Annotated in this window: 29 protein-coding genes; 11 read left to right on the top strand and 18 right to left on the bottom strand. The window is 71.0% G+C overall.

What is annotated here, in order from left to right; genetic code table 11:
• The first annotated feature begins 1 nt into the window (after position 1).
• Positions 2-670: a metallophosphoesterase family protein gene (locus OM076_RS21425; RefSeq protein WP_270042106.1), complete on the top strand. Its 669-nt coding sequence runs from the start codon at positions 2-4 to the stop codon at positions 668-670.
• Positions 667-1,011, top strand: a complete 345-nt coding sequence (locus tag OM076_RS21420) for a putative quinol monooxygenase (RefSeq protein WP_270042105.1) — start codon at positions 667-669, stop codon at positions 1,009-1,011. Before OM076_RS21425 ends, OM076_RS21420 begins: the two co-directional genes overlap by 4 nt.
• On the opposite strand, the gene OM076_RS21415 is transcribed toward OM076_RS21420, so the two are convergent.
• Genes OM076_RS21415 through OM076_RS21405 form a run of 3 tightly spaced genes read right to left on the bottom strand, consistent with a single transcriptional unit; the run spans position 1,008 to position 3,588 of the window.
• Positions 1,008-1,880 carry a hypothetical protein gene (locus OM076_RS21415; RefSeq protein ID WP_270042104.1) on the bottom strand — a complete coding sequence of 291 codons (873 nt, stop codon included), beginning with the start codon at positions 1,878-1,880 and terminating at the stop codon, positions 1,008-1,010. The genes OM076_RS21420 and OM076_RS21415 overlap by 4 nt on opposite strands.
• A 9-nt stretch (positions 1,881-1,889) precedes the next feature.
• On the bottom strand, positions 1,890-2,948 hold the full coding sequence (locus OM076_RS21410) for a hypothetical protein (protein WP_270042103.1): 1,059 nt from the start codon (positions 2,946-2,948) through the stop codon (positions 1,890-1,892).
• 13 nt (positions 2,949-2,961) lie between these two features.
• The gene (locus OM076_RS21405) at positions 2,962-3,588 is read right to left on the bottom strand and encodes an AAA family ATPase (RefSeq protein WP_270042102.1); all 627 of its coding nucleotides are present in this window, start codon (positions 3,586-3,588) and stop codon (positions 2,962-2,964) included.
• On the opposite strand from OM076_RS21405, the gene OM076_RS21400 reads away from it, so the two are divergent.
• The gene (locus OM076_RS21400) at positions 3,578-5,233 is read left to right on the top strand and encodes a cupredoxin domain-containing protein (protein ID WP_270042101.1); all 1,656 of its coding nucleotides are present in this window, start codon (positions 3,578-3,580) and stop codon (positions 5,231-5,233) included. The genes OM076_RS21405 and OM076_RS21400 overlap by 11 nt on opposite strands.
• Here OM076_RS21400 and OM076_RS21395 read toward each other — a convergent pair.
• The 4 genes from OM076_RS21395 to OM076_RS21380 are packed head-to-tail and all read right to left on the bottom strand — an operon-like array spanning position 5,223 to position 8,277.
• The gene (locus OM076_RS21395) at positions 5,223-5,573 is read right to left on the bottom strand and encodes a hypothetical protein (RefSeq protein WP_270042100.1); all 351 of its coding nucleotides are present in this window, start codon (positions 5,571-5,573) and stop codon (positions 5,223-5,225) included. The genes OM076_RS21400 and OM076_RS21395 overlap by 11 nt on opposite strands.
• Positions 5,566-5,889 carry a VOC family protein gene (locus OM076_RS21390; protein ID WP_270042099.1) on the bottom strand — a complete coding sequence of 108 codons (324 nt, stop codon included), beginning with the start codon at positions 5,887-5,889 and terminating at the stop codon, positions 5,566-5,568. The genes OM076_RS21395 and OM076_RS21390 overlap by 8 nt, the downstream gene beginning before the upstream one ends.
• Before the next feature lie 5 nt (positions 5,890-5,894).
• Entirely contained in the window at positions 5,895-6,272 is a 378-nt protein-coding gene (locus OM076_RS21385; protein ID WP_270042098.1) for a glyoxalase superfamily protein, read from the bottom strand.
• Positions 6,273-6,282: 10 nt separating this feature from the next.
• Entirely contained in the window at positions 6,283-8,277 is a 1,995-nt protein-coding gene (locus OM076_RS21380) for a HelD family protein (RefSeq protein ID WP_270042097.1), read from the bottom strand.
• A gap of 27 nt (positions 8,278-8,304) precedes the next feature.
• Between OM076_RS21380 and OM076_RS21375 the strand changes: the two genes are divergently transcribed.
• Positions 8,305-10,086, top strand: a complete 1,782-nt coding sequence (locus tag OM076_RS21375) for an ABC-F family ATP-binding cassette domain-containing protein (protein ID WP_270042096.1) — start codon at positions 8,305-8,307, stop codon at positions 10,084-10,086.
• Here the strand turns inward: OM076_RS21375 and OM076_RS21370 are convergent.
• Together OM076_RS21370 and OM076_RS21365 are read right to left on the bottom strand one after the other, a co-directional pair.
• Positions 10,083-10,250, bottom strand: coding sequence for a hypothetical protein (locus tag OM076_RS21370; protein WP_270042095.1), 168 nt, complete (start codon positions 10,248-10,250; stop codon positions 10,083-10,085). The two genes, OM076_RS21375 and OM076_RS21370, sit on opposite strands and share 4 nt — an antisense overlap.
• A 24-nt stretch (positions 10,251-10,274) precedes the next feature.
• Entirely contained in the window at positions 10,275-11,081 is an 807-nt protein-coding gene (locus tag OM076_RS21365) for an endonuclease domain-containing protein (protein WP_270042094.1), read from the bottom strand.
• Positions 11,082-11,339: 258 nt separating this feature from the next.
• On the opposite strand from OM076_RS21365, the gene OM076_RS21360 reads away from it, so the two are divergent.
• Positions 11,340-12,296, top strand: a complete 957-nt coding sequence (locus OM076_RS21360) for a cyclase family protein (protein WP_270042093.1) — start codon at positions 11,340-11,342, stop codon at positions 12,294-12,296.
• A gap of 113 nt (positions 12,297-12,409) precedes the next feature.
• Here OM076_RS21360 and OM076_RS21355 read toward each other — a convergent pair whose 3' ends face one another.
• The 3 genes from OM076_RS21355 to OM076_RS21345 are packed head-to-tail and all read right to left on the bottom strand — an operon-like array spanning position 12,410 to position 13,968.
• The gene (locus tag OM076_RS21355) at positions 12,410-13,060 is read right to left on the bottom strand and encodes a DsbA family oxidoreductase (protein ID WP_270042092.1); all 651 of its coding nucleotides are present in this window, start codon (positions 13,058-13,060) and stop codon (positions 12,410-12,412) included.
• Positions 13,026-13,637, bottom strand: coding sequence for an HAAS signaling domain-containing protein (locus OM076_RS21350; RefSeq protein ID WP_270042091.1), 612 nt, complete (start codon positions 13,635-13,637; stop codon positions 13,026-13,028). Before OM076_RS21350 ends, OM076_RS21355 begins: the two co-directional genes overlap by 35 nt.
• A complete protein-coding gene (locus OM076_RS21345; protein WP_270042090.1) occupies positions 13,621-13,968 on the bottom strand; it encodes a PadR family transcriptional regulator in 348 nt (115 codons plus the stop codon). The genes OM076_RS21350 and OM076_RS21345 overlap by 17 nt, the downstream gene beginning before the upstream one ends.
• 76 nt (positions 13,969-14,044) lie before the next feature.
• Between OM076_RS21345 and OM076_RS21340 the strand changes: the two genes are divergently transcribed.
• A complete protein-coding gene (locus OM076_RS21340) occupies positions 14,045-14,599 on the top strand; it encodes an RNA polymerase sigma factor (protein ID WP_270042089.1) in 555 nt (184 codons plus the stop codon).
• Positions 14,596-15,462: a LytR C-terminal domain-containing protein gene (locus OM076_RS21335; RefSeq protein WP_270042088.1), complete on the top strand. Its 867-nt coding sequence runs from the start codon at positions 14,596-14,598 to the stop codon at positions 15,460-15,462. Before OM076_RS21340 ends, OM076_RS21335 begins: the two co-directional genes overlap by 4 nt.
• On the opposite strand, the gene OM076_RS21330 is transcribed toward OM076_RS21335, so the two are convergent.
• Both OM076_RS21330 and OM076_RS21325 read right to left on the bottom strand, forming a co-directional pair.
• On the bottom strand, positions 15,428-16,237 hold the full coding sequence (locus OM076_RS21330; RefSeq protein WP_270042087.1) for a class I SAM-dependent methyltransferase: 810 nt from the start codon (positions 16,235-16,237) through the stop codon (positions 15,428-15,430). The two genes, OM076_RS21335 and OM076_RS21330, sit on opposite strands and share 35 nt — an antisense overlap.
• Positions 16,216-16,476 carry a hypothetical protein gene (locus OM076_RS21325; RefSeq protein ID WP_270042086.1) on the bottom strand — a complete coding sequence of 87 codons (261 nt, stop codon included), beginning with the start codon at positions 16,474-16,476 and terminating at the stop codon, positions 16,216-16,218. Before OM076_RS21325 ends, OM076_RS21330 begins: the two co-directional genes overlap by 22 nt.
• 158 nt (positions 16,477-16,634) lie before the next feature.
• Here OM076_RS21325 and OM076_RS21320 point away from each other — a divergent pair, with 158 nt between their 5' ends.
• On the top strand, positions 16,635-17,018 hold the full coding sequence (locus tag OM076_RS21320; protein ID WP_270042085.1) for a helix-turn-helix transcriptional regulator: 384 nt from the start codon (positions 16,635-16,637) through the stop codon (positions 17,016-17,018).
• A gap of 135 nt (positions 17,019-17,153) precedes the next feature.
• Here OM076_RS21320 and OM076_RS21315 read toward each other — a convergent pair whose 3' ends face one another.
• Positions 17,154-17,396 (bottom strand): hypothetical protein, encoded by a 243-nt coding sequence (locus OM076_RS21315; protein WP_270042084.1) that lies wholly within the window; start codon positions 17,394-17,396, stop codon positions 17,154-17,156.
• 103 nt (positions 17,397-17,499) lie between these two features.
• On the opposite strand from OM076_RS21315, the gene OM076_RS21310 reads away from it, so the two are divergent.
• Positions 17,500-18,849 carry a DUF8189 domain-containing protein gene (locus tag OM076_RS21310; protein WP_270042083.1) on the top strand — a complete coding sequence of 450 codons (1,350 nt, stop codon included), beginning with the start codon at positions 17,500-17,502 and terminating at the stop codon, positions 18,847-18,849.
• 5 nt (positions 18,850-18,854) lie between these two features.
• On the opposite strand, the gene OM076_RS21305 is transcribed toward OM076_RS21310, so the two are convergent.
• Positions 18,855-20,054, bottom strand: a complete 1,200-nt coding sequence (locus OM076_RS21305) for an acyl-CoA dehydrogenase family protein (protein ID WP_270042082.1) — start codon at positions 20,052-20,054, stop codon at positions 18,855-18,857.
• A 37-nt stretch (positions 20,055-20,091) separates the two neighbouring features.
• Between OM076_RS21305 and OM076_RS21300 the strand changes: the two genes are divergently transcribed.
• Positions 20,092-21,519 carry an acetate--CoA ligase gene (locus OM076_RS21300; RefSeq protein ID WP_270042081.1) on the top strand — a complete coding sequence of 476 codons (1,428 nt, stop codon included), beginning with the start codon at positions 20,092-20,094 and terminating at the stop codon, positions 21,517-21,519.
• Here OM076_RS21300 and OM076_RS21295 read toward each other — a convergent pair.
• Positions 21,506-22,300, bottom strand: coding sequence for a hypothetical protein (locus OM076_RS21295; RefSeq protein ID WP_270042080.1), 795 nt, complete (start codon positions 22,298-22,300; stop codon positions 21,506-21,508). The genes OM076_RS21300 and OM076_RS21295 overlap by 14 nt on opposite strands.
• Positions 22,297-23,562 carry an nSTAND3 domain-containing NTPase gene (locus tag OM076_RS21290; protein ID WP_270042079.1) on the bottom strand — a complete coding sequence of 422 codons (1,266 nt, stop codon included), beginning with the start codon at positions 23,560-23,562 and terminating at the stop codon, positions 22,297-22,299. The genes OM076_RS21295 and OM076_RS21290 overlap by 4 nt, the downstream gene beginning before the upstream one ends.
• 66 nt (positions 23,563-23,628) lie before the next feature.
• Between OM076_RS21290 and OM076_RS21285 the strand changes: the two genes are divergently transcribed.
• Entirely contained in the window at positions 23,629-25,398 is a 1,770-nt protein-coding gene (locus OM076_RS21285) for an alpha/beta hydrolase (RefSeq protein WP_270042078.1), read from the top strand.
• Positions 25,399-25,483: the final 85 nt, after the last annotated feature.

Raw genomic sequence — 25,483 nt, 5'->3', positions numbered from 1 at the left:
AATGCGAGTCGCGGTCCTAGCCGACGCCCACGCGCACGCGGATGCGCTCGAGGCCGTGCTCGCCGCCGCGGCGGGCGTGGACGAGATCTGGTCGCTGGGCGACATGGTCGGGCGTGGGCCCGACCCGGAGCACGTCGTCGCCCGCACCCGCGAGACGTGCCGGATCGCGCTGCTCGGCAACCACGACTACCTGCTGTGGCGCGACGGGGAAGTGAACGCCTCGATCGAGCACGCGCGCGAGCGCCTCGACGAGGACGCGCAGGCGTGGATGCGCTCGCGCAAGCCCGCTTCCCGCCGCGGCGACGACGTCCAGCTCTGGCACGGCGGTCCGCACAACGCAGTGCACGAGTTCGTCGGGCCGAGGAACGCGCCCGCCTGCCTGGCGCTCCAGCGCGCGCCGATCGGCCTCGTCGGCCACACCCACGTGCCGGCGGCGTTCCACGACCGCTCGCGCAAGGTCCGGATCGTCCCCGGCGAGCCGCTCGACATCAGCGAGGGCAAGTGGCTCCTCAACCCAGGCGCGGTCGGCGCGCCCAACGGAGCCGTTCCTCACACCGAGGCGCTCTGGCTCCTGCTCGATCTCGACGCGCGCACCGCCACGTGGATGGCGGCGCCGTTCGACCCGGCGCCGGCCGCCGAGCGCGCCCGCCGGTTAGGGTTCGCGCCATGAGCTCACAGGTCGTGGTGGCGAAACTCGCGGGCCTCGCGGGGCGCGTCGCCGAACTCCGCACGCTCCTCGCAGAGCGCGCCGTCGCCGTCCGCGCCGAGGACGGCTGCGCGGGCTACGAGGTCGCCGAGCTGCTGGACGCGCCGGCCTCGTTCGTGATCGTGCAGACGTGGACGTCGAGCGAGGCGCTGCGCGCGCACTACGCCACCGAGGAACACGCCGAGTACCAGCACGCCGTGGACGAGCTGCTCGCGACGCCGTCCGAGGTCGTCATCCACCAGGTGGGGTCGACGACACGCCCGAGCGTGAGCACGTCGCCGACGGATCCTGGGCGTTTCGGCTAGTTGACCTGGGCGTCGGTGGTGCCGCCCGAGCTGCCGCTGCCGAATTCCTCGCCGAGCTTCTGGCCGAGCGCTTCGATCGGCTTGCCCGAGCTGGGCGCGTTGATCGTCACGGGCTTGTCGACGTCCTTGAAGCGCAGCGAGAAGTCCAGCGTGCCGGAGTCGGACTTGTCGTCGACCTTGATCGAGGCCTGGATCCGGCGCAGCTTGCCGTCGCTCTTGCCGACGTCGATCGTGAACTTCGGGTCGCTGACCATGCGCTCGATGCGCTTGATGTCGCCGCCGGAGAGCTGCTTGAGCTCTTCGACACCGGACATGCCGGGCTTGGACGCGAGGCCCTTGAGATCGGTCAGCGCCTCCGACAGGTCGAGCTTGCCGGTGACGCGGGTGACGGGCTCGCCGTCGAGATCCGCGTTCTCCTGCGTGTCGCTCTCGGGGAACCAGTCCTGCATCGTGCCCATCAGCTGCCGGATGTCGGCGGCGCTCAGCTGGTTGGTGCCGCCGGCGGCGCCCTGCTTCTCGAGCTCCGCGATCTTGTCCTTGCCGACCTCGTAGGTCTCGCCCTCGTACTCGACGAACGCGTTGTCGCCGGTGGAGATCAGCCGGCCCTCGATCGTCTTCGGCGTTGCGCCCTGGACCTTCAACGCGAGATCGGCGCTCGGCAGCTTGTCCTTGCCGTTGGATTGATACGGACCGGCCAGCGACACGTTCACGGCTTCTTGAGCGGACTTGACGGACATCGTCAGCTCGATGTTCGCGCTCTTGATGTCCTGCTCGAACGCCCCCTTGACGACCGCGGCCTCCTTGGCGCCACAGCCGCTCAGCGCGATCGCCGCTCCGCACAACATCACCAATAGGGCTCGAGTGCTCATGTCCACCGGCTACCCGGGGGCGCCGAGCAACACACGGTCAGTTTTCCGGTTTATGACGAACCGGATCGCGCTGAAGACCGGCGGATGGGTGCCGACCTGCTTGCCCGTGGCGAGGTCGAGCACGGCCGGTTGCGCGTACACGCGGCCCGCCGCGACGGCCTGCGCGGCCCCGGGCGCGCGCCAGAGGAGGCGACCGGTGCGTGCGTCGCGGGCCGTGACCGTTCCCGTGCCGGTGCCGACGACCGTGTTCGCCTGCGTCAGGACGTTCCGGGCGGTTCGGTCGCGCCAGCTGGTCTTCCAGGTGGTGGTGTCGACGACGGTGAGACCCGCCGAGCCCGCGACCGCGAGACCGCCGGGCACGACGTCCGCGTCGGTCCCGCCGGTTGCGCGGCGGATGTCGACGTGGCGGGTGACGGGATCGATCGCCGCGATGCGGTGGGCGGTCGTCACGTAGACGCGGGTCGCGTCCGCGGCGAGCCCGACCTTGCGGCAGTTGCGGTCGATCGTCTCGAGTGGGAGCCGGAGCGTGTGGATCTTGCCGCGCGGGTCGACGATCGTGACCTCGACCGTGTCACGGCCGATCTCGTTGACGATCACGCCGCGGGTCGCGGTCTGCACCGCATCGGGGGCGCAGCTCGTGCGGCCGATCTCGCGCCGGCTGCGGATCTTCCCACTCGCCGGGTCGATGATCACGAGCTGCCCGTTCTGCAGCAGCGCTCCGACGACTCCCGGGTAGACGACGGCCTCGGCGGCGATCCCCGTGACCACCTCGTGCAGGACCTTCACGCGCGCCGGGTCGACGATCCACACCCCGACCCGCCCGTTGCTCGTGCCGGGCGCCGAGAGGCCGAGCGCGAGGCGGCGTTCGTCCGGCGAGAAGACCGGGCGGGCGTGCGGCTCGCGCAGCGGCAGGCTCGGGGCGAGCGGCGTGAGCGTGTCGCGATCGAAGTGCCCGAACGTCTGCTCGACGATGCCGAGCGGTGTCGCGGTCTGTGCGTGTGCCGGCGCGGCCGCGGGCGACGCGAGCAGCGCCGCGGTCACGGCGACCGTTCGGCGCGCGCTGACCATTGCGGATCTCAGGCTACTGCAGCGCGGGCAGCTTCGAACGGATCTCGCGCGCGACGTCGCGCGGGCGGCGTCCATCCGTGTTGACGAGCAGGTCGATGCCGCGCAGCGCGGGAATCTGGGTCGCGAGCCCGCGTGCTGCGGCGACGAGCGCGTCACGCCCCGCCCACTCCGGTGGTTCGCGTTCGAACACGCGGCGGGCGGCGGTTTCCGGATCGGCCCGGAGGCAGACGACAATGGTCTCATCCGCCCCGACCGCTGCTTTGAGCCCTTCGATATGGGCGTCGGTCTCGGTCGTTCCGGCGATCAGGAACAGGTCGCGCCCAAGCTCCCTGAGCGCCCGGCAGGTCACGGCCAGCGCGGCGTAGGCCTGCTCTTCCGCAAGCCAGGGATACCCCGCGGCGAGCTGCTCGCTCTCAAACGCCGCGTGCGGAACCCGGTCCTCGGCGAGCAGGCCGGCGAGCGCCTCGAGCACGGTCGACTTGCCGGCACCCGGCGACCCGGTGAGCAAGATGGCGCGAATCATCGCCAGAACGCTAGACCGAGCGTTATCGTCGACACCGGATTCGGTCGGTCGATGGGGAGTTGAGTCGGTGAGCAGGAAGCATCTGCCATGGATGGTTTGTGCCGTGATGCTGGTCATCGCGGTACCCGCGCTCGCCTGGGGCGACGACAGCGCGCCCCGGACCGTCGATGCCGCCTTCTCGGTTCACGATTCGTACTTCCAGGACGCCGCCGGGAGCGACACCGAGGACCACACGGTGTCGATCACCACCGGCGGGAAGGTCTCGTTCGCCTACCTAGACGGCGGGTCGGTCCACAACGTGCAGTTCGAGTCCGACAGCCCGCAGCCGGCGGAGTGCGTCCAGACCGCGGCCGGGCCCGGCGACACCATCGACCCGGACGACGACCCGCCCATGCCCGCCATCACCCAAGGCGTCGGCTGGGCCGGGTACTGCACTTTCGACACTCCCGGCACCTACCGCTTCTTCTGCCAGGCGCATAGCAGCGAGATGCAGGGCACGATCGAAGTGACCGGGACCGGCACGCCGACCCCCACCGCGACGGCAACCGCGACGGCAACCGCGACGGCGACGGCGACGGCCACGGCAACCGCCACGGCGACGGCGACCGCAACCGCAACGGCAACCGCGACGGCAACGGCAACCGCGACGCCGACCCCCGCCGCCCGGATCGATGCGCACGACGCCGGCGCGCGGAACTGGTGGCAGGACCGGTCATCGGCGAGCGAGACCGACAACAGCGTGACCGTCAAGCAGGGCGAGCGGGTCGGGTTCGCCTTCCCGGCCGGAGCCAGCGTCCACAACGTCACCTTCAAGGCCCCAAGCCCCATCCCGGCGTCGTGTCCGCAGATCAAGGCGCCCCCAACCGGGTTCATCGACACCAATGACGCGCCGCCGCTGCCCGGCGTCCCGCAGCAGGCGGGCTGGGACGGCTACTGCACGTTCACCGCCGCGGGGACGTACACGTTCGTCTGCAGCGTGCACCCGGAGATGACGGGCACGGTGATCGTCGAACCCGACGCGACGCCGACACCGACGGCGACGGCGACGGCGACGGCCACGCCGACGACCACGGCCACCGCCACGCCGACCGCAACGGCTACGGCCACGGCAACCGCAACCGCAACCGCAACGGCAACCGCGACGGCCACGCCAACCGCGACCGCGACGGCCACGGCGACCCCGACAGCCACCGCAACGGCAACGCCGACCGTCACCGCGACCGCCACGCCGACGGCCACCGCAACGGCGACGGCCACGCCGACCGCAACGGCCACCACCACGCCGACCGCGACGGCCACGGCCACGCCGAGCGCAACGGCGTCGGCCACGCCGACGCCCACGGCAACTGCCACGGCGACGCCGACCGTCACAGCCACCGCGACCGCGACGCCGACCGCGCAGCCGCAGGTGGAGCCGGAGGCCACCGCGACGCCGATCGCCCAACCCGGCCCCGGACCCGTGGCCACCCCCACCCCCGGACCGAACGCGCCGAGGATCTCCGCGGCCTCGTTCAAGCGCTCCAACCGCACGCTGACCGTCGCCGGCACGACGACCGTCACCGGCAAGGTCAAGGTTGAACTGACCTACAAGGTCGGCACGAAGTCGGTCAAGAAGACGCTGAGCGTCGCGATCAAGGGCGGGAAGTTCAGCGGCACGCTCAAGCTCTCGGCCACGGACGCGAAGAAGGCGTCGAAGCTGTCGGTGACCGTCTCGGCCGCCGGCGCGCCGGCGGTCAAGCGGACGGTGTCGGTCAAGAAGTAAGGCGGTCCAGGCGCTGCAGGAGGTCGTGCGCCGCGAGCTCGATCTCCTTGTGGCGCCACTCCGCGGCGCGGTAGACGCACGCGATCAGGCCCATCCGGTGCACTCGCCGGAAGTCGCCGTACACGAACGCGTAGCGCGCCTTCGTCCCGTCCGCCGCGCCGTCGGTCAGCCCGAGGTGCCAGAGCTCGTACTCCTCGAACGAGTGCTTCTCGAGGTAGGCGTTCTCCTCCGCGGCCTTCGGCTGCACGCTCCCCCACTCGCTCTGGAGCACGTACTGGCGCGCGTCGATCAGCTCCTCCGCACGGGCGACGGCCTTTGGGTTGACCGTGTACTTAGCCACCGAGCTGGACCGTGTTCCCTTCGGGATCGCGAATGTGGCAGGTCCGGATCCCGCCGGGCATCGTCCTGATCTCGCCCACGTCGCCCAACCGCTTCACCCACGCGTCGAAGTCGTCGACGAGCAGCGTCGCCAGGCCCTTGCCGGCGCGGTCGGCGTCGCCGATGACGTAGAGCCAGCAGGAGTCCGCGACGCGCCAGCAGGCCTCGTGGTCGTTCGGGATCAGGTCCGGCGCCCGGCCGCCGAAGAACCGCTCCTGCCACCAGGCGCGGCCCACCGCGAAGTCCGCGGTGGGGATGGCGGCGAAGAGCTCGGCCAAGGCGGCTACTCGGGACGCGTTCCGGTCAAGTCCTGCACGGCCCAAGCATTCCCGTCCGGGTCGGAGAAGAACACGAACGCACCCCACGGAAAGCGCTGGATGTCCGACACGTCGACGCCGCGGCCCGCCAGTTCGGCGCGCGCCGCCTCGATGTCCGTCACCACCACCTGCATGCCCTTCACGGAGCCGGGCTCGGCCTCGGTGAGCCCGGTGCCGATCGCGATCGAGCACGCCGAACCGGGCGGCGTGAGCTGCACGAAGCGCAGGTTCTCGTCGACCTGGAAGTCGTGGTCGGCGTTGAAGCCTGCCTGGTCGACGTAGAACGCCTTCGCGCGGTCGACGTCGGACACGGGGATGGTGACCAGCTCGAGCTTGAAGTCCATGAAACGCAGACTACGCGGGATTGCGGTCAGTTTCTGTCCGCAACACGGTTGTGTGTCGCAGCGGTTCGGGAAGCGGCTGCGCGTGGACGATCGCCAGCGCCCGCGTCGAGCGGGTGAGCGCGGTGTAGAGCCCGCCGACGCCGCCGTCCGGGCGCTCGTGCAGGATCGCCTCCGGCTCGACGACGACGATCGCATCGAACTCGAGGCCCTTGGCCACGTGCAGGTCGATCAGGTTCACGCCCGAGCCCAGCGGCGCTCCGCCCGTCGCGTCGACGAAGTCGCCCAGCGCGGCGCGAACCTCGTCCATGTGCACGTGCGGCACGACGACGCCGACGCTGCCGACCTCGTCGGCGTAGCGCGCGGCGACGCGGGCGGCGGAGGCGCCGAGGTCGTCGGTGTCGATCGCCAGCGCGGGGAAAGGCGCATCGCGCACCCCGCGCGGCGCGGGCGCGCCCTCGGGCAGCAGCGTGCCGGCGAGCACGAGGAAGTCGCTCGGCACGCGGTAGCTGATCGTCAGCTCGGAGACCACGTGGTCGGACACGCCCGCCTCGTCGAGCACCGCGTCCCAGGACGACACGCCCGCGTCGGCGGTGCGCTGCGACAGGTCGCCGAGGATCGTCAGCGAGTGCCCGCGCGCGCGGCGCACGGTCATCCGCAGCTCCATCGGCGTCAGGTTCTGCGCCTCGTCCACGACCACATGCCCGAACCGCCGGAAGCTCGGATCGATCAGCCAATGCGCCTCATCCAACAGCGCGACGTCCGTCGGCGTCATGTCCTTGCGCTTGGTCGCCGCGCTCGCCTTCAGCAGCAGGCTGATCTCGTCGTCACTGAGCAGGTCACCCGCCGCTTCTGTCAAGCGCGCGCGGTTCTTGAACAGCCGCTCCACCAGCGCCTCCGGCGACTCGCGCGGCCACGCCTTGGTCGTCATGCGCTGGTACTCCTTGGTCTTGCGCACGGCGCTGATCGCCTCTTCCTGCCCGGCGAGCGAGTCGCGGTCCAGCAGGCGACCCGCGATCAGGCCGGCCAGGCGCTCGCGGAAGCGCTCGCGCCCCGCCTCGTAGCTGAACGTGCGCTCGCGCACCGACACGACGATCTCCCGCAGGTCTTCGGGGGTGACGGTCACGACCTTCCGCCGCCCGAACGGCACCTCGCCGCCTTCCAGGCTCAACCGGCCCCACAGCAGCCGCTCCATGACGACGGCGATCCGCGCGCTGCCCTTCAGCGAGGCGAGCTCGCGCGTCTCGTCGACCTCGCCGTGCGGCTGCGCGATCAGCGACCCGATCGGGCGCTGCTCGACCCCGCCCTCGCCGAGCGCCGGCAGCACCTGCTCGATGTAGCGGATGAACGTCTCGTTGGGGCCGACGACCAGCACGCCTTGGCGGGTGAGCTCCGGGTCGGTGTAGAGCAGCCAGGCGGCGCGGTGCAGGCCGACGGCGGTCTTGCCCGTACCCGGGCCGCCCTGAATGACCAGCGCGCCCTCGGCCTCACGGCTGATCAGCTCGTACTGGTCCGGCGTGATGGTCGAGATGATCTGGCGCATCTCGCCCACCCGCTTGCGCGTGATGTCCTCGACGATCGCGTCGGTGAGGTGATCGTCGTCGTCCTGGGTGAGCGTCTCGTCGACGAAGCCGACGACCTTGCGCTCCTCGATGTCCAGGCGGCGGCGCTTCTTGACGCCGCGCGGTTCGTGCGCGGTCGCGGCGTAGAACGGCTCGGCGGCGGGGGCGCGCCAGTTGACCGACAGCAGGTCGTTGTCCGGGCTCCAGACGGCGTGGCGGCCGACGTAGAGCGTGTCGCCGTCGGTCTGGTCGATGCGACCGAAGTAGAGCGGGCCGCTCGCCTCGGTGTAGACGCGAATGCGTTCGCGCCGCATCTGCTCGAGCGCTTCGTTGGCGAAGTCGTCGATGCCCTGCGACCGTTTTCGCCCTACCAGGGCGGCGAAGGCCAGGTCATACGCCGCACTCGTCTCATCCAGGTGTTTCTGTTCCTCTTCGAGTGCTTGCACCGAGAGATCGTAGGCTGCTTGGCGCCGATGACCTCGCCGCGCAACCTCGTCAACCTCAAGGACGCCACCAAGGGCTACGCCGCCCGCACGGTGCTAGCCGACGTCACGCTCGGCATCTCCGCCGGCGACCGGATCGGCGTCGTCGGACGCAACGGAGACGGCAAGTCGACCCTGCTGAGGCTCATCTCCGGCGCCGAACAGCCCGATTCGGGCGCGGTCACCCGCTCTGGCGGGCTGCACGTCGCGATGCTCGGCCAGGGCGACGACCTGAACCCCGAGCGCACGATCCGCGAGGAGCTCGTCGGCGGCCGCGCGGACCACGAGTGGATGGCGGACGCCGCCTACCGCAACGTCCTCGACGGGCTGCTCGGCGGCGTCGAGATCGCGCGCTTCCCGCAAGGGCTGGACACGAAGATCGAGCCGCTCAGCGGCGGCGAACGGCGCCGGATCGCGCTCGCGCAGGTCCTGCTCGACCACCCCGAGCTGCTGCTGCTCGACGAGCCGACCAACCACCTCGACGTCGAGGGCGTGGACTGGCTCGCGCGGCATCTCGCGGCACGGCGCGGGTCGATCCTGGTCGTCACCCACGATCGCTGGTTCCTGGACGCGGTCTGCACCCACACGTGGGAGGTCGCGGACACGACGGTGCACCAGTACGAGGGCGGCTACGCGGCCTACACGCTCGCCCGCGCGGAGCGCTCCCGGCAGGCCGCGGCACGCGAGGAGCGCCGCCAGCAGCTGATCCGCAAGGAGCTGGCCTGGCTGCGGCGCGGGCCGCCGGCGAGGACCTCCAAGCCGAAGTTCCGCATCGAGGCCGCCAACGCGCTGATCGCCGACGAGCCCGAGCCCCGCGACCGCGCGGAGCTGCTGCGCTTCGCGACGACGCGGCTCGGCAACAAGGTCATCGACGCCGAGCACGTCTCGCTGGCCTACGGCGACCGCCGGATCCTGCGCGATGCCACCTGGCGCCTCGGACCCGCCGACCGCTTCGCGCTGGTCGGCGTCAACGGCTCGGGCAAGACGACGCTGATGCGCTTGATCGCGGGTGAGCAGGAGCCCGATTCCGGCGAGGTCGAGCGCGGCGCGACGGTCAAGCTCGCCTTCCTCTCCCAGGACACCGCCGAGATCCCCGGCCATTTGCGGGTGCTCGAGTCCGTCGAGGCGATCAAGGGCCGCGCCCGGCTCGGCGACGGCAGCGAACTGACCGCAGGCATGCTCTGCGAGCGCTTCGGGTTCGGCGGCGAGAAGGGCCGGACGCTCGTCAAGGACCTCAGCGGCGGCGAGCGCCGGCGGCTGCAGCTGATGCGCCTGCTGATGGGCGAGCCGAACGTCCTGCTGCTCGACGAGCCCACCAACGATCTCGACATCGACACGCTGACGGCCCTGGAGGACCTGCTCGACGGCTGGCCCGGCACGCTCGTCGTCGTCTCCCACGATCGCTACTTCGTCGAGCGGGTGTGCGACAACGTCTACGCGCTGATGGGCGAAGGCGGCATCCGCCACCTCCCCGGCGGGATCGAGCAGTACCTCGACCTCCGCCGCCCGCCCGAGATCCCCGTCACCGCCGCGGTCGCGACCAAGGCGGTGCCGAACCAGACGGTCGTGCGCGCGGCGCGCAAAGAGGTCGCGCGGCTGGAACGCGCGCTGGAGAAGCTCGGCGAGCGCGAGGAGACGCTGCACGCCGCGATGGCCGACGCCGCGACGGACTTCGTCCGCCTGCGCGAGCTCCAAGCGGAGCTCGCGGCCAACGCGGCGGAGCGGGAGCGGTTGGAAGGCGAGTGGCTCGAGGCCGCCGAGACAGCGGGCTAGGACCCCTTGTTCGAACCGATCGGCGGCGTGAACTGCAGGCCGATCAGGATCGCGATGATCCCGTTCGCGCTCGTTCCGGGCGTGTGGGTCGGTTCCGCCGCCGAGGCGACGGTGGGCATGGTCGCGAAGGCGGCGAGCACGGCGAGCAGGGCGATGCGCTTCATGGGAATCCTTCCGTCGAAGTGGTGTCACGCGCAGGACCCCCGCAGCACGATCGAGGTTGGCCAGTTGCGGAGAACTTTCTGGAGCGCCGCCTCCGGCGCCCGCTGGACCTCGATGTCGGTGAGCCGCACGACCGTGTAGCCGGCGGCCTTGAGCTTGTGGTCCCGCCGCGCGTCGTCGCGCCTGACCGCCGGCCGTCGGTGCCCAGGCCCGTCGACCTCGACGTTGAGCCGGCAATCGGGCCAGAGGAAGTCGAGCTCCTCACCCTCGTGGATCGTGTTGACAAGCGGCTCGGGCAAGTCGGTCGCGAGCGCGATGAACGCGTCTTCGAGCGCGCTCTTGGTCCCCGCGCTGCCGGCGAGGTGCAACGCGATCGCGCGCTCGACCAGCGCTACGCCGCGCCGGCCGGTCGAGCGCGCGAGCATGCGGCGGGTGGCCGCGACGTCGAAGCACTTCCGGAACGCCGCCTCGTGGATCACGTTCGTGACCTGCCACACCGTGTGGTCCTCACCGAGATCGAGCAGGATGCGAGGCACCGTGGTCATCGGGATGCCGCGGTGCACCGTGACGTCGCGCGGGTCGAGATCGCGGCAGTGGTGGATGACGATGCCCTCGACTGGCCGATGACGGCGCGTGACGAGTACGTGCGGAACCGACGATCGGAACCGAGAGATCCGTAACAACGTCGCCGCAGGCCGGTTGCAAAGGACCCCGTCACCGACCGCCAGCACGGCGGCCATCGCTTCGGCCTCGGGAGAGAGCTCGCCAGGGCCGAACGAGTACACGCCCGGGTACCGGCGGTGCAACGCCCCGCGGGCCACCCGCTTGCTCAACGCACTCGGGCTCAGACCCAGCTCGGTGCTCGTCGTCAGCCCGTAACGAGCAGGGGGTGATGCGCAATCAGGTCCTGTGGGGACTCGTTTGTACATCACCCCCCGAGCATCGCCCGAACCGCTGCAACAGAACAAGACAGAGATGTCACGAAACTGTGACATCTCTGTGCCAATTCACGCGTGGTCGTCGTCGAGCGGAGACGGGCGTCGAACCCGTAATGTGTCGCGGCTCGGGAGGTCCTACCAGAAGGGGGCAGAATGAGGGCACGGAATCTCGCGACAGGTGCTGCGGCGGCCGCACTCGCGGTCGGCGCGTACGCCGTCGGCGCCAACCAGTCCACGCCGGTCGCCACCGCGCAGAACGGCACGCAGGTCAACCTCTGGAAGACCTACTCCGACGTGCTGACCAAGGCGCGCTACATCAGCCTCAACCACGTCCTGACGCCGACGATGCCGGTGTGGAAGGGGTTCGGACCGTCGACGTTCTCACCGACAGTCGACCCGGCGACGAAGCAGCCGTACACGTACGAGAAGGAAGGATTCGCGGCGACCCACTACGACATCTCGACCGACCAGTTCGGCACCCAGCTCGATCCGCCGGCGCACTGGGCGCCGGAGTACGCCGGCATCGACGAACTGCCCGCGACGTTCGCCGTCCGGCCGCTGGTGGTCATCTCGATCGTCGACCAGGTCAAGAAGAAGGGCGACTACCACCTGCAGGTGGCCGACATCCAGAAGTGGGAGAAGGCCAACGGCCGGATCCCCGAGGGGTCGGTCGTGATGGTCCGCTCCGACTGGTCGAAGAAGTGGACGTCTGACCCGAAGAAGGCCGCGGCGCTCGCCGCCGACCCGGTCTTCCCGGGCGTGTCACTGGACGCGATCAAGTTCCTCCAGCTCAAGCGGCACATCCTCTTCCATGGCCATGAGCCGCTGGACACGGACACGACGCCGACGCTCGAGGGCGAGTCGTGGCTGATGCACCACGGCTACACGCAGGCCGAGGGCGTCGACAACCTCGACAAGGTGCCCGAGACGGGCTGCCTGGTCAGCATCGGGTTCCCGCGGTTCAAGGGCGGGACCGGCGGGCTCGCGAGCTTCACCGCGATCTGCCCGCCCGGCGTCAAGGGCGAGAAGATCTCGCGCGCCGACGCCCCGCTGAAGAAGTTCAGCTCACCGCTGCACTGGGACGACGCCACCGGGACGCGCGTCCGCTGAGTCGTCGTGCCGTTCCGCGTCCTCGGGCTGCGGCTCGGGGCGCGGGACGGCGCACACGCCGTCCACGCAGACGGCCGCGTCCGGGTCGCCGACCGGCTCGAAGGGCGACGCGCTCATGACGCCACGCGCTCTTCGGCGACCTTCGTCAGCACCTGCGTGAACGTCTCGGCGCTCTGCGCGCCGGAGACGCCGTACTTGCCGTCGACGACGAAGAACGGGACGCCCTGGATGCCGTACTGGATCGCCTGATCCTGGTCGGCGCGGACGTCGGCGAGGTACTCGTCGGTCTGCAGCGAGCGCAGGGCGGCCTCACGGTCGAGCCCGATCTCGGCGGCCAGATCGGCCAGGTCGTCGTCGCGGCCCACGTGCCGGCCCTCGACGAAGTACGCGCGCAGGAGGCGCTCCTTCATCTCGACCTGCTTGCCGTGCGCCTTGGCGAAGTGGATCAGCTGGTGCGCCTTGACGGTGTTCGTGTGCTGCAACGCGTCGTAGTCGTAGTCCAGCCCGACCTCGGCGGCGATCCCGATCACGCGATCGAGCATCGACTTGACCTGATCGGCCGGAAAGCCCTTGCGCTCGGCGAGATAGTCGGCCGCCGAGCCTTCGAAGTCGACCGGCGTGTCCGGCGACAGCTCGAAGCTGTGGTACTCGACCTCGACCTCCCCGCCGAAGGCCTCGGCACCGGCCTCGAACTTGCGCTTGCCGATGTAGCACCAAGGGCAGGCGATGTCAGACCACACGTCCACTTTGATCACGTCGCTCATACTTCAGAAAGTATAGTGCCAGCCTGGCGCGCCAGGCCAGGTAGACCAAGACGCCGATCGGGACGGCATAGGCGATGACGTAGAGGACGAGCTGTGCGGTCTCGTTCTGCTCGCAGAGCCGCAGGCCGCAGTACGCCGGCCTGCGAATGGATTCCCAAACCAAGGCCGATGACAGCGAGACAACCGGGACGAGCAGGGTCCCGATCAACTTGTCGCGCACGTTCCAGGCGCGAGAGCGCCACAGCAGCACCACGCCGACCGGCCACGCAAGCGCCGCCAACAGACCGAAGAGCGCCGGGCCGACCGAAATGCCGAACAGGATCAGCCCAAGCGCCGCCCACTCGCGCCGCCCGCGCTCGTCGCTCGGCACCGGCCGCGGCGCCTCGGCCTCGGCGATGACCTCCGGCTCCCCCAGCCGCTCGAGCTCGGTCAGGACCTCCGCGTCGATCGGGTTCGGCCCGAGCGCCTCGCCGAGGTGCGCCTCGATGTCGTCGACCAGCTCGCGCCGGCGGGCGCGCGGCAGATGGTCGGCGGCCCGTTCGAGCCGGTCGAGATAGTCCTCAGCGAGCGGGTGCATGCGGTGTTCCTGTGGCCAAGAAGCCATCGACGGATCGGCGGAAGCGCCCCCATTCAACGGTGAACGCTTCCAGAACTGACGCTCCTTCTCCCGTGAGCGTGTAGTAGCGGCGCGGCGGCCCCGAGGGCGACTCCCGCCAGGTCGTCTCGACCAGGCCCTCGCGGCGCAGCCGGCCCAGCAGCGGGTAGAGCGTCCCCTCGCTGGTGACCATTCCCTCGGCCTCCGACAGCGTGCGCACGAGCTCGAACGCGTAGCGCTCCCCGTCGCGCAGCAGTGCGAGGACGCAGTACTCGAGCACGCCCCGCCGCAGCTGGGAGATGACCGGTGCCATGCACCGCAAGGTACCTGGCACGGCGATGTTCGTCAACGCGGTCACACCCACGCGCCCAACCGCAATACCCCCACGAATGGCACCGACCGACGAGCAGTTGCTCCAGGACGCGCTCCGCGACGGGGAGGCGTTCGGCGAGTTCTACCGCCGCCACGCGCCCACGCTGCTCGGGTATCTGACGAGGCGGGTGGGTGACGCGGAGGTCGCGGCGGACCTCACGGCCGAGACGTTCGCCGCCGCGCTCGAGGGTCTCCCCCGCTTCAAGCCGGACCTCGGTCCCGCCACCGCCTGGCTGTACGGGATCGCCCGCCACAAGCTGGCTCGCACGTTCGAGCGCGGGCGGGTGGAGGACGACGCGCGCCGCAAGCTCGACCTGCCGCGGATCAGCGTCGACGACGACGCGCTGGAGCGGATCGAGGCGTTCGCCGCGTCGGAGTCGACCGGCCGGCTGATCAACGAACTGCTCGAGACGCTGCCGAGCGAGCAGCAGCACGCGGTCACCGCGCGGGTCGTGCACGAGCGCGAGTACGCGGAGATCGCCGGGACCCACAACACGTCCGAGACCGTGATCCGCAAACGGGTCTCGCGCGCCCTCGCCCGCCTGCGGTCAGGACTGGAGCACACACCGTGAGCGACTTCCTCAAAGAGCTCGAGCTGCAACTGACCGCCGCCGCGCACCGCAAGGCGGCGGAGCGGGCCCGCCCGCCGCGGCCGCGCCTCTGGCCGACGCTGAGCTTCGTCGCCGCGGCGGCGGTCGCGGTCGTCGCGATGATCCTGCTGCCCGGGCGCCCCTCAACCGACGACGGCCGCGCGACGAAGCCCAAGGCGGTCTCGCTCGCGGACACGCGGATCGGTGTGTACAACGCGGCGGGCACGCCGGGACTCTCGACCACCGCCAGCCGCGTGCTCGTCCCGCAGAACTGGGCGACGGCCGAGACCGTCCCGCCCGGCCGGGAGCGCAAATACTCGACGGTCTACTTCTCCAAGGGACACGCCGCCCAGGCGCGCCGGGTCGCGCAGCTGCTCGACGTCGACCGTGTCGGGTCACCACCGCCGAGCTTCGGTGACGGGAAGTCCTACGACGTCGTCGCCGTCCTCGGTCAGGACTACGCCACCCCCGCCAGGCGTCTACTGGACGGCTTCGCCTTCCTGCGCGAGGCGACGAACCGCACGGTCGAGACGGCCGCCGGGCCGGTGCGCGTGCTGGCCAACCGCGCCGGGCTCTGCCTGCAGGTCCATGACGGAGCCGGCTGGGGCGGTACGTGCGTGGACATCGCCGACGCGCTCGCCGGCCAGGCGGTGATCTCGAGCCGCCAGGAGAACGAGCGCCTGCGCAGCGCGGTGGGGCTCGTGCCGGACGGCGTCGCCGTCATCGAGCTCCACGAAGCCGACGGCACGACCCGCCGCCTCCAGGTGGGTCGCAACGTGTGGGCGGTCGGCGCCGAGAAGGTGATCAGCGTCAGCTTCGACGGGAAGACGATCGAGGTGCCGTAGCCAGCGCGAGGAAGTGCGCGCTGGCGGCGATCAGCGCCGGGTCGCGCTCCGCGATCCGCGCGCAGGCGATCGCCGAGGGCAGGAATTCGTCGATCTGCTCGATCCCGTGGGCGTCGAGCGCCGGGCCGCAAGGACCCTCCACGCCGAACACCTCGACGTCGCGCAGCCCCGCGGCGACCAGCTCGGCCGAGAGCTCCTCCGGGCGGTGGACGTACGCCGTCGTGAAGCCGAGCCGCGGGTCGTGGCGACCGGTCGAGAGCACGTCGCGGACGAGCGGCTCGGTCGCGGCCGTGATGCCGCCGTGGGCGCCGAAGTCGAGCAGCCCCGCGTACCGGCTGATCGCCGCGACGGCGACGAGCGCGCCCGGCCGCGCGACCCGCCTCGCCTCACGCAGCGCCAGCATCCGCTCCTCCGCCTCGACCAGGTGATACAGCGGTCCCAGCAGCAGCACGACGTCGAACGCGCCGGCGGTGAACGGGAGCGAGCGGGCGTCGCCGACCGAGGCGGTGACCCCGTCGATCGCCGCGGCCGCCGCGACATGCTGCGCCGTCAGGTCCAGCAGCGTGACCTCGTAGCCGGCCGCGGCGAGCCAGCGCGCGTGGATCCCGGTCCCGCCGCCCACGTCGAGCACCCGCGCCGGCGGCGCGGGCAGCACGCGTTCCAGCAGCTCCCGTGTGCGGGCGAACTCCAGCCGCCCGTGCGGGCTGCGGGTCAGCCGCACGTCCTCGTCGTAGGCCTCCGCGTAGAAGCGGGCTACGTCGCCGAGCCGATCCACCGTTCGACCGCCGCCGACGGCTTGTGCGTCGCGGCGGCGAAGTCGGCGGCGGGACCGGGGACCTTCTCGATGATCGCCCACGCGCCGCGGGTCGCCACGACCTCCTCGGCTTCGAGGATCGCGTGCTCGTTGAGGACGACGAACCGGCGCGGGTTGGCCCGCACGCCCATGTAGTCCAGGCCCGTCAGCTTGATCGCGGTCCCGCACGCGACGAGCCCGCATTCGCAGCGGTAGAGCATCGCCTCGGGCGCGAATTCGATCTCGGCCAGCCGTTCGTTGAACGTGCGCCGACGCGCTTGGCGGAATGCGATGAGCGTGAGCGCTTGGTCGGCCGGCGAAGTGATGGGACATGGTTTACACGAAAGGGCCGTTCGTCAAGTAGGCAGACTGCCTACCTATGGAGACTGTCGATCATCACCGCGACTGGTTGCGCGGCGTACTGGATCTCTGTCTACTGGCGCTGCTGCGCGACGGCGAGGCGTATGGCTACGAACTGGCGCGACGGCTGGAGACGCTGGGATTCGGCCCGGTCGCGGGCGGCTCGCTGTACCCGGCGCTGCTGCGTCGCGAAAGCTCGGGCACCTGCGGGCCGAGTGGCGAGCTGGCGACGGCGGGCCTGGACGCAAGTACTACGCGCTCACTGATCAAGGCGCGTCGGCGCTCATCCGCGAGTCCGCCGCGTGGCACGCGTTCGCGGGCAGCGTCGCCCATGCGCTCGACGGCGTACCCGCGTGATGCGGCGGGATACGTGGCTGCACGAGCTCACCGCGCGCGGCCCTGAACCAGCCCGACGTCGCGAGCATCGTGGTCGAGGCTGAAGGCCACCTGGAGGAGACGGCCACGGCGCCGCTCGACGCATTCGGCTCACCCGCCGCGCTCGCCCACGCCGCGGCGACCGTCGGCCTCTGCGCCGCGGTCACGGTTGCGTGGACTCCTCGGCGAGGTCCAGCAGCGCTTCGATCGACGCCCGCTCCACGAGCGTCAGGTGATGGAGGTCGAACGTGACCTTGTGGCCTTCGGCGAACGCGGCCGCGACGGCGGCCTGCGTCTCGGCCACGCGCTGCTCGTCGACGCTGCCGTAGATGACCAGATGCGTCCTCCGCAACGCCGGGCAGCGACGGATCTCGAGTCCGTTCCACCCCGAGGAGATGGTGTTCACGCGGACAACAACGCGCGTTCGACGCAGACCTTGCGGCAAATTGACACGGCGTCATCAGGGGACCTGTTGCGCACTTCGACTGAAACGGATTAGTGTCGGTCCCGTGGTGCATCGGATCTGCCTGGTCGCGGCGCTGCTGTTCGTGATGCTGACCGCGTCGGCGAGCGCGGACGTCTTCGACGACAACCCGAGCGCGGCGGCGCTCAACGGCACCGTGTACGTGTTCGCGCGCGATTCAGGCGACCGGATCCTCGAGCGGCGGATGACGAGCGGGACGTGGAGCGACTGGGCGGTCGTGCCGGGTTTGGACGTCGGCGCCGGCTCCGGACCGGGTGCGCTCGCGTTCGGGCAGTCGGTGATGCTGTTCGTGCGCGGACAGGACGGCGCCGTCTGGTGGAACCAGGCAGACGCCGGTGGCGGCTGGTTCGGCTGGCGATCGCTCGGCGGGCAGGTGACGTCGGCGCCGTCCGCGGGCCTGCGCTACAACACCACGACGGTCGACCTCGCCGCACGCGGGACCGACAACGCGCTCTATCACCGCTCGCTCGTGCAAGGGCAGAGCTGGTCGCCGTGGGAGAAGTTCGACCAGAACCTCGGGTCGGCGCCGACCGTCGTCGGGTTCCATTCCAGCGGCTCGATCGACGTCTTCACCCGCGACGCCGGGGGCAACGTCGCCCAGCGCTACTGGCAGAACGGCAGCTGGAACGGCCCGTATGACCTCGGCGGCCAGATCATCGGCGCGCCCGCGTCGGCGACCGCGTGGCTCAACCGGCTCGACCTCTTCGTGCGCGGCACCAACAACTTCCTCTACTACCACGAGCATCCGACCCCCGGGATGGTGTGGACCCTGGTCGACCAGACGCCGCTGAGCTCGTCGCCGGCGGGGACGTCGGACCGGCCCGGGCACGAACTGCTGTTCGCGCGCGTCGGCAATGACCTGCAGATCCGGGACGTGACGGTCCCCGGCCCGCTGCTGGGCAAGCCGACGTTCGGCCCGTGGTCGTCGCTCGGCCCGATCGCCCTCCCCAGCACGCCGCCTCCGCCGGTCGACACCCCGGCCCCGCTTCCGGCGCCCGCGCCGGCCCCGGTGCAGCCCGCGGCCCCGCTGATCACGCTCGCCCCGACGATCTCCTACCAGTTCAGCGCGGCGAAGAGGACCACCCGGCTGAGCGCGCTGAACGTCACGGCGGTGCCCGCGGGAGCGACCGTCAAGGCCACCTGCCCCAAGGGCTGCTCGGCGAAGTCCTACACCGTGACCAAGAAGAAGGCGGGCACGGTCTCGCTGAAGGCGTTCATCAAGCGCCCGCTGAAGGTCGGCACGAAGATCACCGTCATCACCACCAAGCCGGGCACGATCGGCAGCCACAAGGTGCTGACGATCCGCGCCCGCAAGCGCCCGTCGGTGACCGCCCGGTGCCTGCCCCCGGGCGTCACCAAACCGCAGGCCTGTTGAGGCCGCTAGATCTTGTTGCGGGCGATCAGCTTGCGCCCGATGACCATGCGCTGGATCTCGCTCGTGCCTTCGCCGATCAGCAGCAGGGGCGCATCGCGGTACAGCCGCTCGATCTCGTATTCCTTGGAGTAGCCGTAGCCGCCGTGGATGCGGAAGGAGTCTTCGACGACCTCCTTGCCGGTCTCGGAGGCGAACAGCTTGGCCATGCCCGCCTCGACGTCGGAGCGCTCGCCGGCGTCCTTCATCCGGGCGGCCTTGAGCATCAGCAACCGTGCGGCCTCGACCTTGGTCGCCATGTCGGCGAGCTTGAACTGGATCGCCTGGTGCTCGGCGATCGGCTTGCCGAACGTCCGCCGCTCCTGGGCGTACTTCAACGCCAGCTCCAAGGCGCGTTGCGCGATCCCGACGCCGCGCGCGGCGACGTTGACGCGGCCGACCTCCAGCGCGTCCATCATCTGCGCGAAGCCCTTGTTCAGGCCCGCCTCCTCGCCGCCGAGGATCATGTCGGCGGGGCAGCGGTAGCCGTCGAAGACCAGCTCGGTCGATTCGACGCCCTTGTAGCCGAGCTTCTTGATCTTGGGGGGCACGATCAGGCCCGGGTTCTCCGACGCCCCCGGTTCCTTCTCGGCGATGAAACAGGTCAGCCCTCGGTGCGGCGGCGACGCGTCGCGGTCGGTCCGCATCAACACGAACACGACGCCGGACAAAAGCCCGTTGGTCACCCACATCTTCGCGCCCGACAGCTCGTAGTCGCCGTCGGCGGTCTTCTTGCCGCTCGCCTTGATCGCCGCCACGTCGGAGCCCAGCTCCGGCTCGCTCATCGAGAAGGCGGCCCGGATCTCCCCCGTCGCCATCTTCGGCAACAGCCGCGCCTGCTGCTCGCGCGTGCCGAACTTCATCAACAGGTAGGACCCGATGAAGTGGGTGTTGACGATCCCGCTGATCGAGATCCACCCGCGCGAGAGCTCCTCGACGATCATCGCGTACGTCGTCAGATCCAGCCCCATCCCGCCGTACTCCTCGGGGATGGTTACGCCGAACAGGCCCAGCTCGCGCATCTGCGCGACGATCGGCTCCGGAAACTCGTCCACGGCGTCGTAGTGCTCGGCCTGCGGAAGGATCTGCTCGTCGACGAACTGGCGAACCATCTCGAGGATCGCCTTCTGCTCGTCGGTCTTGTCATAGAACGCGGGAGCTGCGGCCATCGGGCGATCCTATCCCCGCCGTCGTAGTCTGGCGACGGTGAACTTCTGGCGTGACGTCGTCCAAAATGCGCCGCCGCACGCCCGCGCGCTCGTCGAGCTGGCCCGCGACGGGAGCCGCCGCGAGTACACGTTCGGCGCGCTGAGCGGGGCAGCGGGGCGCCTGGCGGGAACCCTCGACGCGCTCGGTGTCAGACGCGGCGACGTCGTCCTCACGCTGGTCGGAAACCGGCCCGAATGGGCGCTGACGATGCTCGCGTGCTTCCGTCAGGGGTTCGTCGTGCTGCCGTGCACGGAGCAGCTCCGTCCGAAGGACCTGGCCCAGCGGCTGGCCGTCGCGCAGCCGCGGATCGTCGTCGCCGACGTGCGCAACAGCGCCACGCTGAAGGACGCCGGCTGGTCCGGCGAGACCCTGTGGGTGCCGTGGGAAGCGGAGGCATCTCACACTCCCCCGCACGCCGAGCTCGCCCCGGAAGACCCCTGCCTGATCACCTTCACGAGCGGCACGTCCGGCGAGCCGAAGGCGGTCCTGCACGGCCAGCGCTACCTCACCGGCCAGCACCTGCAGGCGGAGCACTGGCTGGCTCCCCACGCCGGCGAGCTCGTGTGGTGCACGGCCGCGGCGGGGTGGAGCAAGTCCGCCCGCAACGCGTTCATCGCGCCCTGGCTCCGGGGCGCGGCCGCGCTCCTGCACGACGCGCGCTTCGACCCGCGGGAGCGCCTGGAGCTGATCGCCCGCGAGCGCGTCGACGTGCTCTGCATGGCGCCGACCGAGTACCGCGTGATCGCCAAGCGGGCCACGCTCGCGCCGCTGCCGAGCCTCAAGGGCGTCGTCGCCGCGGGCGAGGCGCTGAACCCCGAGGTCCTGCACGCCTGGCACGAGGCAATCGGCCTCTGGATCCGCGACGGCTACGGGCAGACCGAGACGGGCCAGCTGACCGGCGCGCCGCTCGGCGAGACGCCGCGGCCGGGCTCGATGGGCCGCCCGCTCCCCGGGGTCGAGCTCGACATCGTCGACGGCGAGCTGGTGCTGCAGCCGCGCAGCGACCCGACGTTCTTCCTGCGCTACCTCGGCGACGCGCCCCACGAGGGTCCGTGGCACACCGGCGACCGCGTCGTGCGCGACGACGACGGCTACCTGCACTTCGAGGGCCGCACCGACGACGTGATCATCTCCGCGGGCTACCGGATCGGGCCGTTCGAGGTCGAGTCGGCGCTCGTCGCCCACGAGGCCGTGGCGGAGGCGGCGGTGGTCGCCGCGCCCGATGACGAGCGCGGCTCGATCGTGCGCGCCGTGGTCGTCCTGCGCGACGGCTACGAGCCCTCCGACACGCTCGCGCGAGCCCTCCAGGACCACGTGAAGGGCCAGACCGCGCCGTACAAGTACCCGCGCGTCGTCGACTTCGTCGCGGACCTGCCCAAGACCAGCTCGGGCAAGGTCCGCCGCGCCCTGCTCAGAGGTCTCTGAGCACCCGCTCGATCGGGAAGCCGTTGCTGATCGGCGTCGGCAGGTCGGCGACGGGCTCGAGCGCCGGCTGGCTGAGCATGATCGACTCTCCCAGCGCGAGCCCCGCCAGGCGTTCGTCGAGGAACGCGAGCCGGCCCAGCGACTCGATCCGCAGATCACGCTCCGCCGGCGGCTCGTCCGCCGGCGCGCTGCCGGCGAAGTCCGCCAACAGCAGCGAGTAGCGGCTCGGGAAGCCGAGGCCGTCGAGCAGCTCGGTGTCGTGATCGTGGAGGATCTCGGCCAGCCGAAGCCAGTCCGCCATCCGCTCCATCTCCTCGGGCGTGCGCGGCGCAGCCGAGGGTTCGAGCTCCAGCCAGGTCATGGCGACCGCGGGCGGCTCAGGGCGCGGATCGAGGGTCGAAGCCACCGCCGCCCACGCGGCGATCGCGTCGACGCTGAGCACCTTGCCGTTCCAGGCGAGGCGCTTGAGCACGAGCTGCCGCAGCGCCGCCACCTCGGGGTCGTCGCCCGCGGCGGCGAGGACCTCGAGCAGGCGGGTGGCGTCGGCCTCGTCGAGGTCGGCGCAGAGATGGTGCAGGCCGTCCCCGAGCGCGTCCCAGTCGGCGTCCTCGCCGAGCAGGGGGCGTTCGCGCTCCCCCGCGATCCCGCCTTCGCGCGACAGCGCGACCGCGGCGCCGTCGACGCCCGTGGCGCGCAGGAACCGGCGCCGCTCGTCGGGATTGGCGGCGAGCGACTCGATCACCAGGTCGCGCCAGCTCGGGTGAACCCAGTCGACCCTCATGCGATCACCCGCAGGAAGTGGTCGGCGAGGCGGTCGACGAGGTCGGCGGGCGCCTTCGGCAGCCCGCTCGTCGCGTGGCGTCGCAGCGCCGCCGCCAGGTCGCGTTCGGCCACCGGGCCGGGCGGCGAGTCGAGCATCGCGTGCAGCAGCTCGCGGTGCTCACCCTCCAGCGCTTCGTAGGAGGTCGTCATCGCCTCCGTCGGCTCGCGCAGCTCGCGCTCGACGTCGTCGATCGGGACGCCGCGGGCGACGAAGCGCCGGATCCGCTCGGGCGTGAAGTGCGGATTGCCGACGATCGCGGCACCGTGGTCCTTGACCCGGTCACGGAGCGTCTTGTCGAGGTTCGCGGCGCGCGCGTGCCGGAACAGGATCAGGGTCTTCTCCTCCACGCCGAGCGCCGAGGCGTCGACTGAGACGGCGGCGGGCTGCGGAAAGTGCTCGCCGCCGCGCTCGCGGTGCAGGCGCCGCAGACCGGCGCTCAGCGGCGCGGGGCGCGACGTCCAGACCAGCCAGTGGCGGTCGTCGGTCGCGCGCAGGATGCGGTCGAGGTTGTTGGCCCAGCGTTCGGCCGCGTCCGGGCGGTACTCGGTCGAGCCGAACGCGTCGTCGGCGATGAAGAGCTGCGGCTTGGCGCGATCGAAGAGCTTCTCGACCTCCTCGGGCCGCGTGGTCTCGTGCACCTCCCACCCCTCGGTGAGGAGCTCGAGGCCGAGCATCCGGGCGATCGCGGTCTTGCCCATCTCGGGCGGACCGGTGAGGACGAGGAAGTTGTGCGCCTTCAGCGTGGCGACGGCGCGGCTCCAGGCCGGTGTGGGCACGAAGACCCGCGCAAGCTCGCGCGCGGCCTCGACGTCGAACGTCGACCGCTCGAGCGCCGCCGCGTCGGGCGGAGCCGCGTCGAGGCAGAGGATCGACGGCAGCTGCAGGCGCAGGCCGGGCAGGCGCCGGATCGCGTCGCGCAGCTCGTCCTCGCCGTAGACGAGGTTCCCGATCTCGGCGGCGGGATGATTGGCGAACGTGACGACCGAAGCGAACCCATTCGGTGGGGCGATCACGCGATCGTCGCGTCGCCACAGGCAGCGGATCAGCACCGGAGGCGAGAACGTCCGGTCGCCGATGCGCAGCTCGTCGTCGCACACGACGTGGCGCGTCGTGTCGGCTGAGCCTTCCCAGCGCGTAGGGTCGACACCGGCGTCAGCTTCCAGCACCAGCTCACACAGGCGCTCGAACTGCAGCCACCCGAGCTCTTCGAGACCAGGCATGCATGAAGTGTGCCTGGTTTGGAGACATTGACCAACGCCGTCTTCCACCACTTTCAGGAGTCACCCATGGTTCTAGGCCGGTCCTGCCGTGCCGCAGTCGTCGCAGCCGTCGGTTTCGCGGTTCTCGCGCTGACCCCGGCCGTTGCTTCCGCCGCCTGTCCAAAGGGTGCGCAATGTGGCACGCTGACCGTCCCGCTCGACCACTCCGGCCAGACGCCGGGGACGATCGGACTCGCCTACGCCAAGGTGCCGGCGACCGGGACACGAACCGGGACGATCGTGCTGCTCAGCGGCGGGCCCGGCCAGTCGGCGGTCCCGCTGACGACGCCGGTCGCCTCGCTCCTGAAGCCGCTGCGCTCGAACTACGACATCGTCACGGTCGACCAGCGCGGCACGGGCGCGTCGGGCGCGGTGGACTGCAAGTTCAACGGCACCGACGACGTCGCGGCGTGCGCGACCAAGCTCGGCGACAAGCGCGCGTTCTGGAACACGCCGGAGACCGCCAAGGACCTCGAGGACCTGCGGCTCGCGCTCGGCGTGGACAAGCTCACGCTGCTGGGCGTGTCCTACGGCACGAAGGTGGCCAGCGAATACGCGCGCCGCTACCCGGCCTCGACCGCCGCGCTGGTGCTGGACTCCCCGGTGCCCGTCGACGGCCTCGACGGCTATGACCAGCTGCGCGAGCTCGGCACGCCGCGCGTGTTGAAGGAGGTCTGTTACCCCGGGCCCTGCAGCGCCACGGTGAGCGATCCCGACGCCGCGCTGACCGCCGCCGCCGAGCGGCTCCAGAAGGGCGCGATCAGCGGGCCGCTGGTCTCGAAGACCGGTCGGGTGAGGACCGCGCGGGTGAGCGAGGCGGCGCTCTACGGCGCCATCTCCGCCTCGGATCTGTCGCCGTCGCTGCGCGCGGGCCTGCCGGCGGCGATCGCCTCGCTGGCCGACGGCGACGCCGCGCCGCTCCTGCACCTCGATGCGCTGGAGCCGTCGAGCGGCGGCGACGTGGACGACATCAACACGGCGCGGCTGCTGGCGACGTCCTGCATCGAGAGCCGCCTGCCGTGGGCGCCGGACTCGGCGATCGCCACGCGCAAGGACGCGGTGCAGGCGTTCGTGGCCGAGCGCCAGGACGCCTTCGCGCCGTTCAGCCCGAAGACGGTGCTCGAGCAGAGCGTCGTCGGGCTGTGCGAGAACTGGCCGCCCACCCCGCGCCCCGAGGGGGTCGCCTACCTCGGCCCCGACGTGCCGGTCCTCGTCCTCTCCGGCCGCGCCGACCTGCGCACGCCGCTGGAGGACGCCCGCCGGACGGCGGCGCAGTACCCGAACGCGCAGGTGCTCGCGGTGCCCGGCGTCGGCCATTCGGTCCTGACGTCGGACTTCAGCGGGTGCGCGCTGAAGGGCACGGTCGCGTTCCTGCACGGCCAGACGGTCGCGAAGTGCTCGCGCACCTCGTTCGGCGCGCAGCTGCAGAGCCTCTCCGCCCCGTTCGTGCCCGCGTCCATCACCGACCTGCGGCCGACCGTCGTCTCCGGCCTCCCGGGCCGTACGTTCTCCGCGGTCAGCCTGACCCTCGGCGGCGTCGGCTACGACGCCGCCTTCGCGTTGCTCCCGAGCCGGCTCCCGGGGCTGCGCGCCGGGTACGTGCGGGTGACGCGCGCCAAGCTCGAGCTGCACGGCGTCGAGTGGATCCGCGGCGTGCGCATCTCAGGCGCGTTCAGCGACCGCGGCACCGGCACGCTCACCGTGTCCGGCCCGTCGGCCGCGGCGGGCACCCTCACGTACACGAGCAAAGGGGTGACCGGCACGCTCGGCGGCGTCCCGGTTCACGCCGCCCGGTAGGTCCGAGCGGCATCGTGCCTCTTTAAGCCACGCCGCGGCGGTTCGTTACGGCATCCGAACTCCGGTGGTCCGGTTAGCGCTCACA

It is taken from the genome of Solirubrobacter ginsenosidimutans, assembly GCF_027587205.1.
This window is presented reverse-complemented; position numbering and strand designations above follow the sequence as displayed.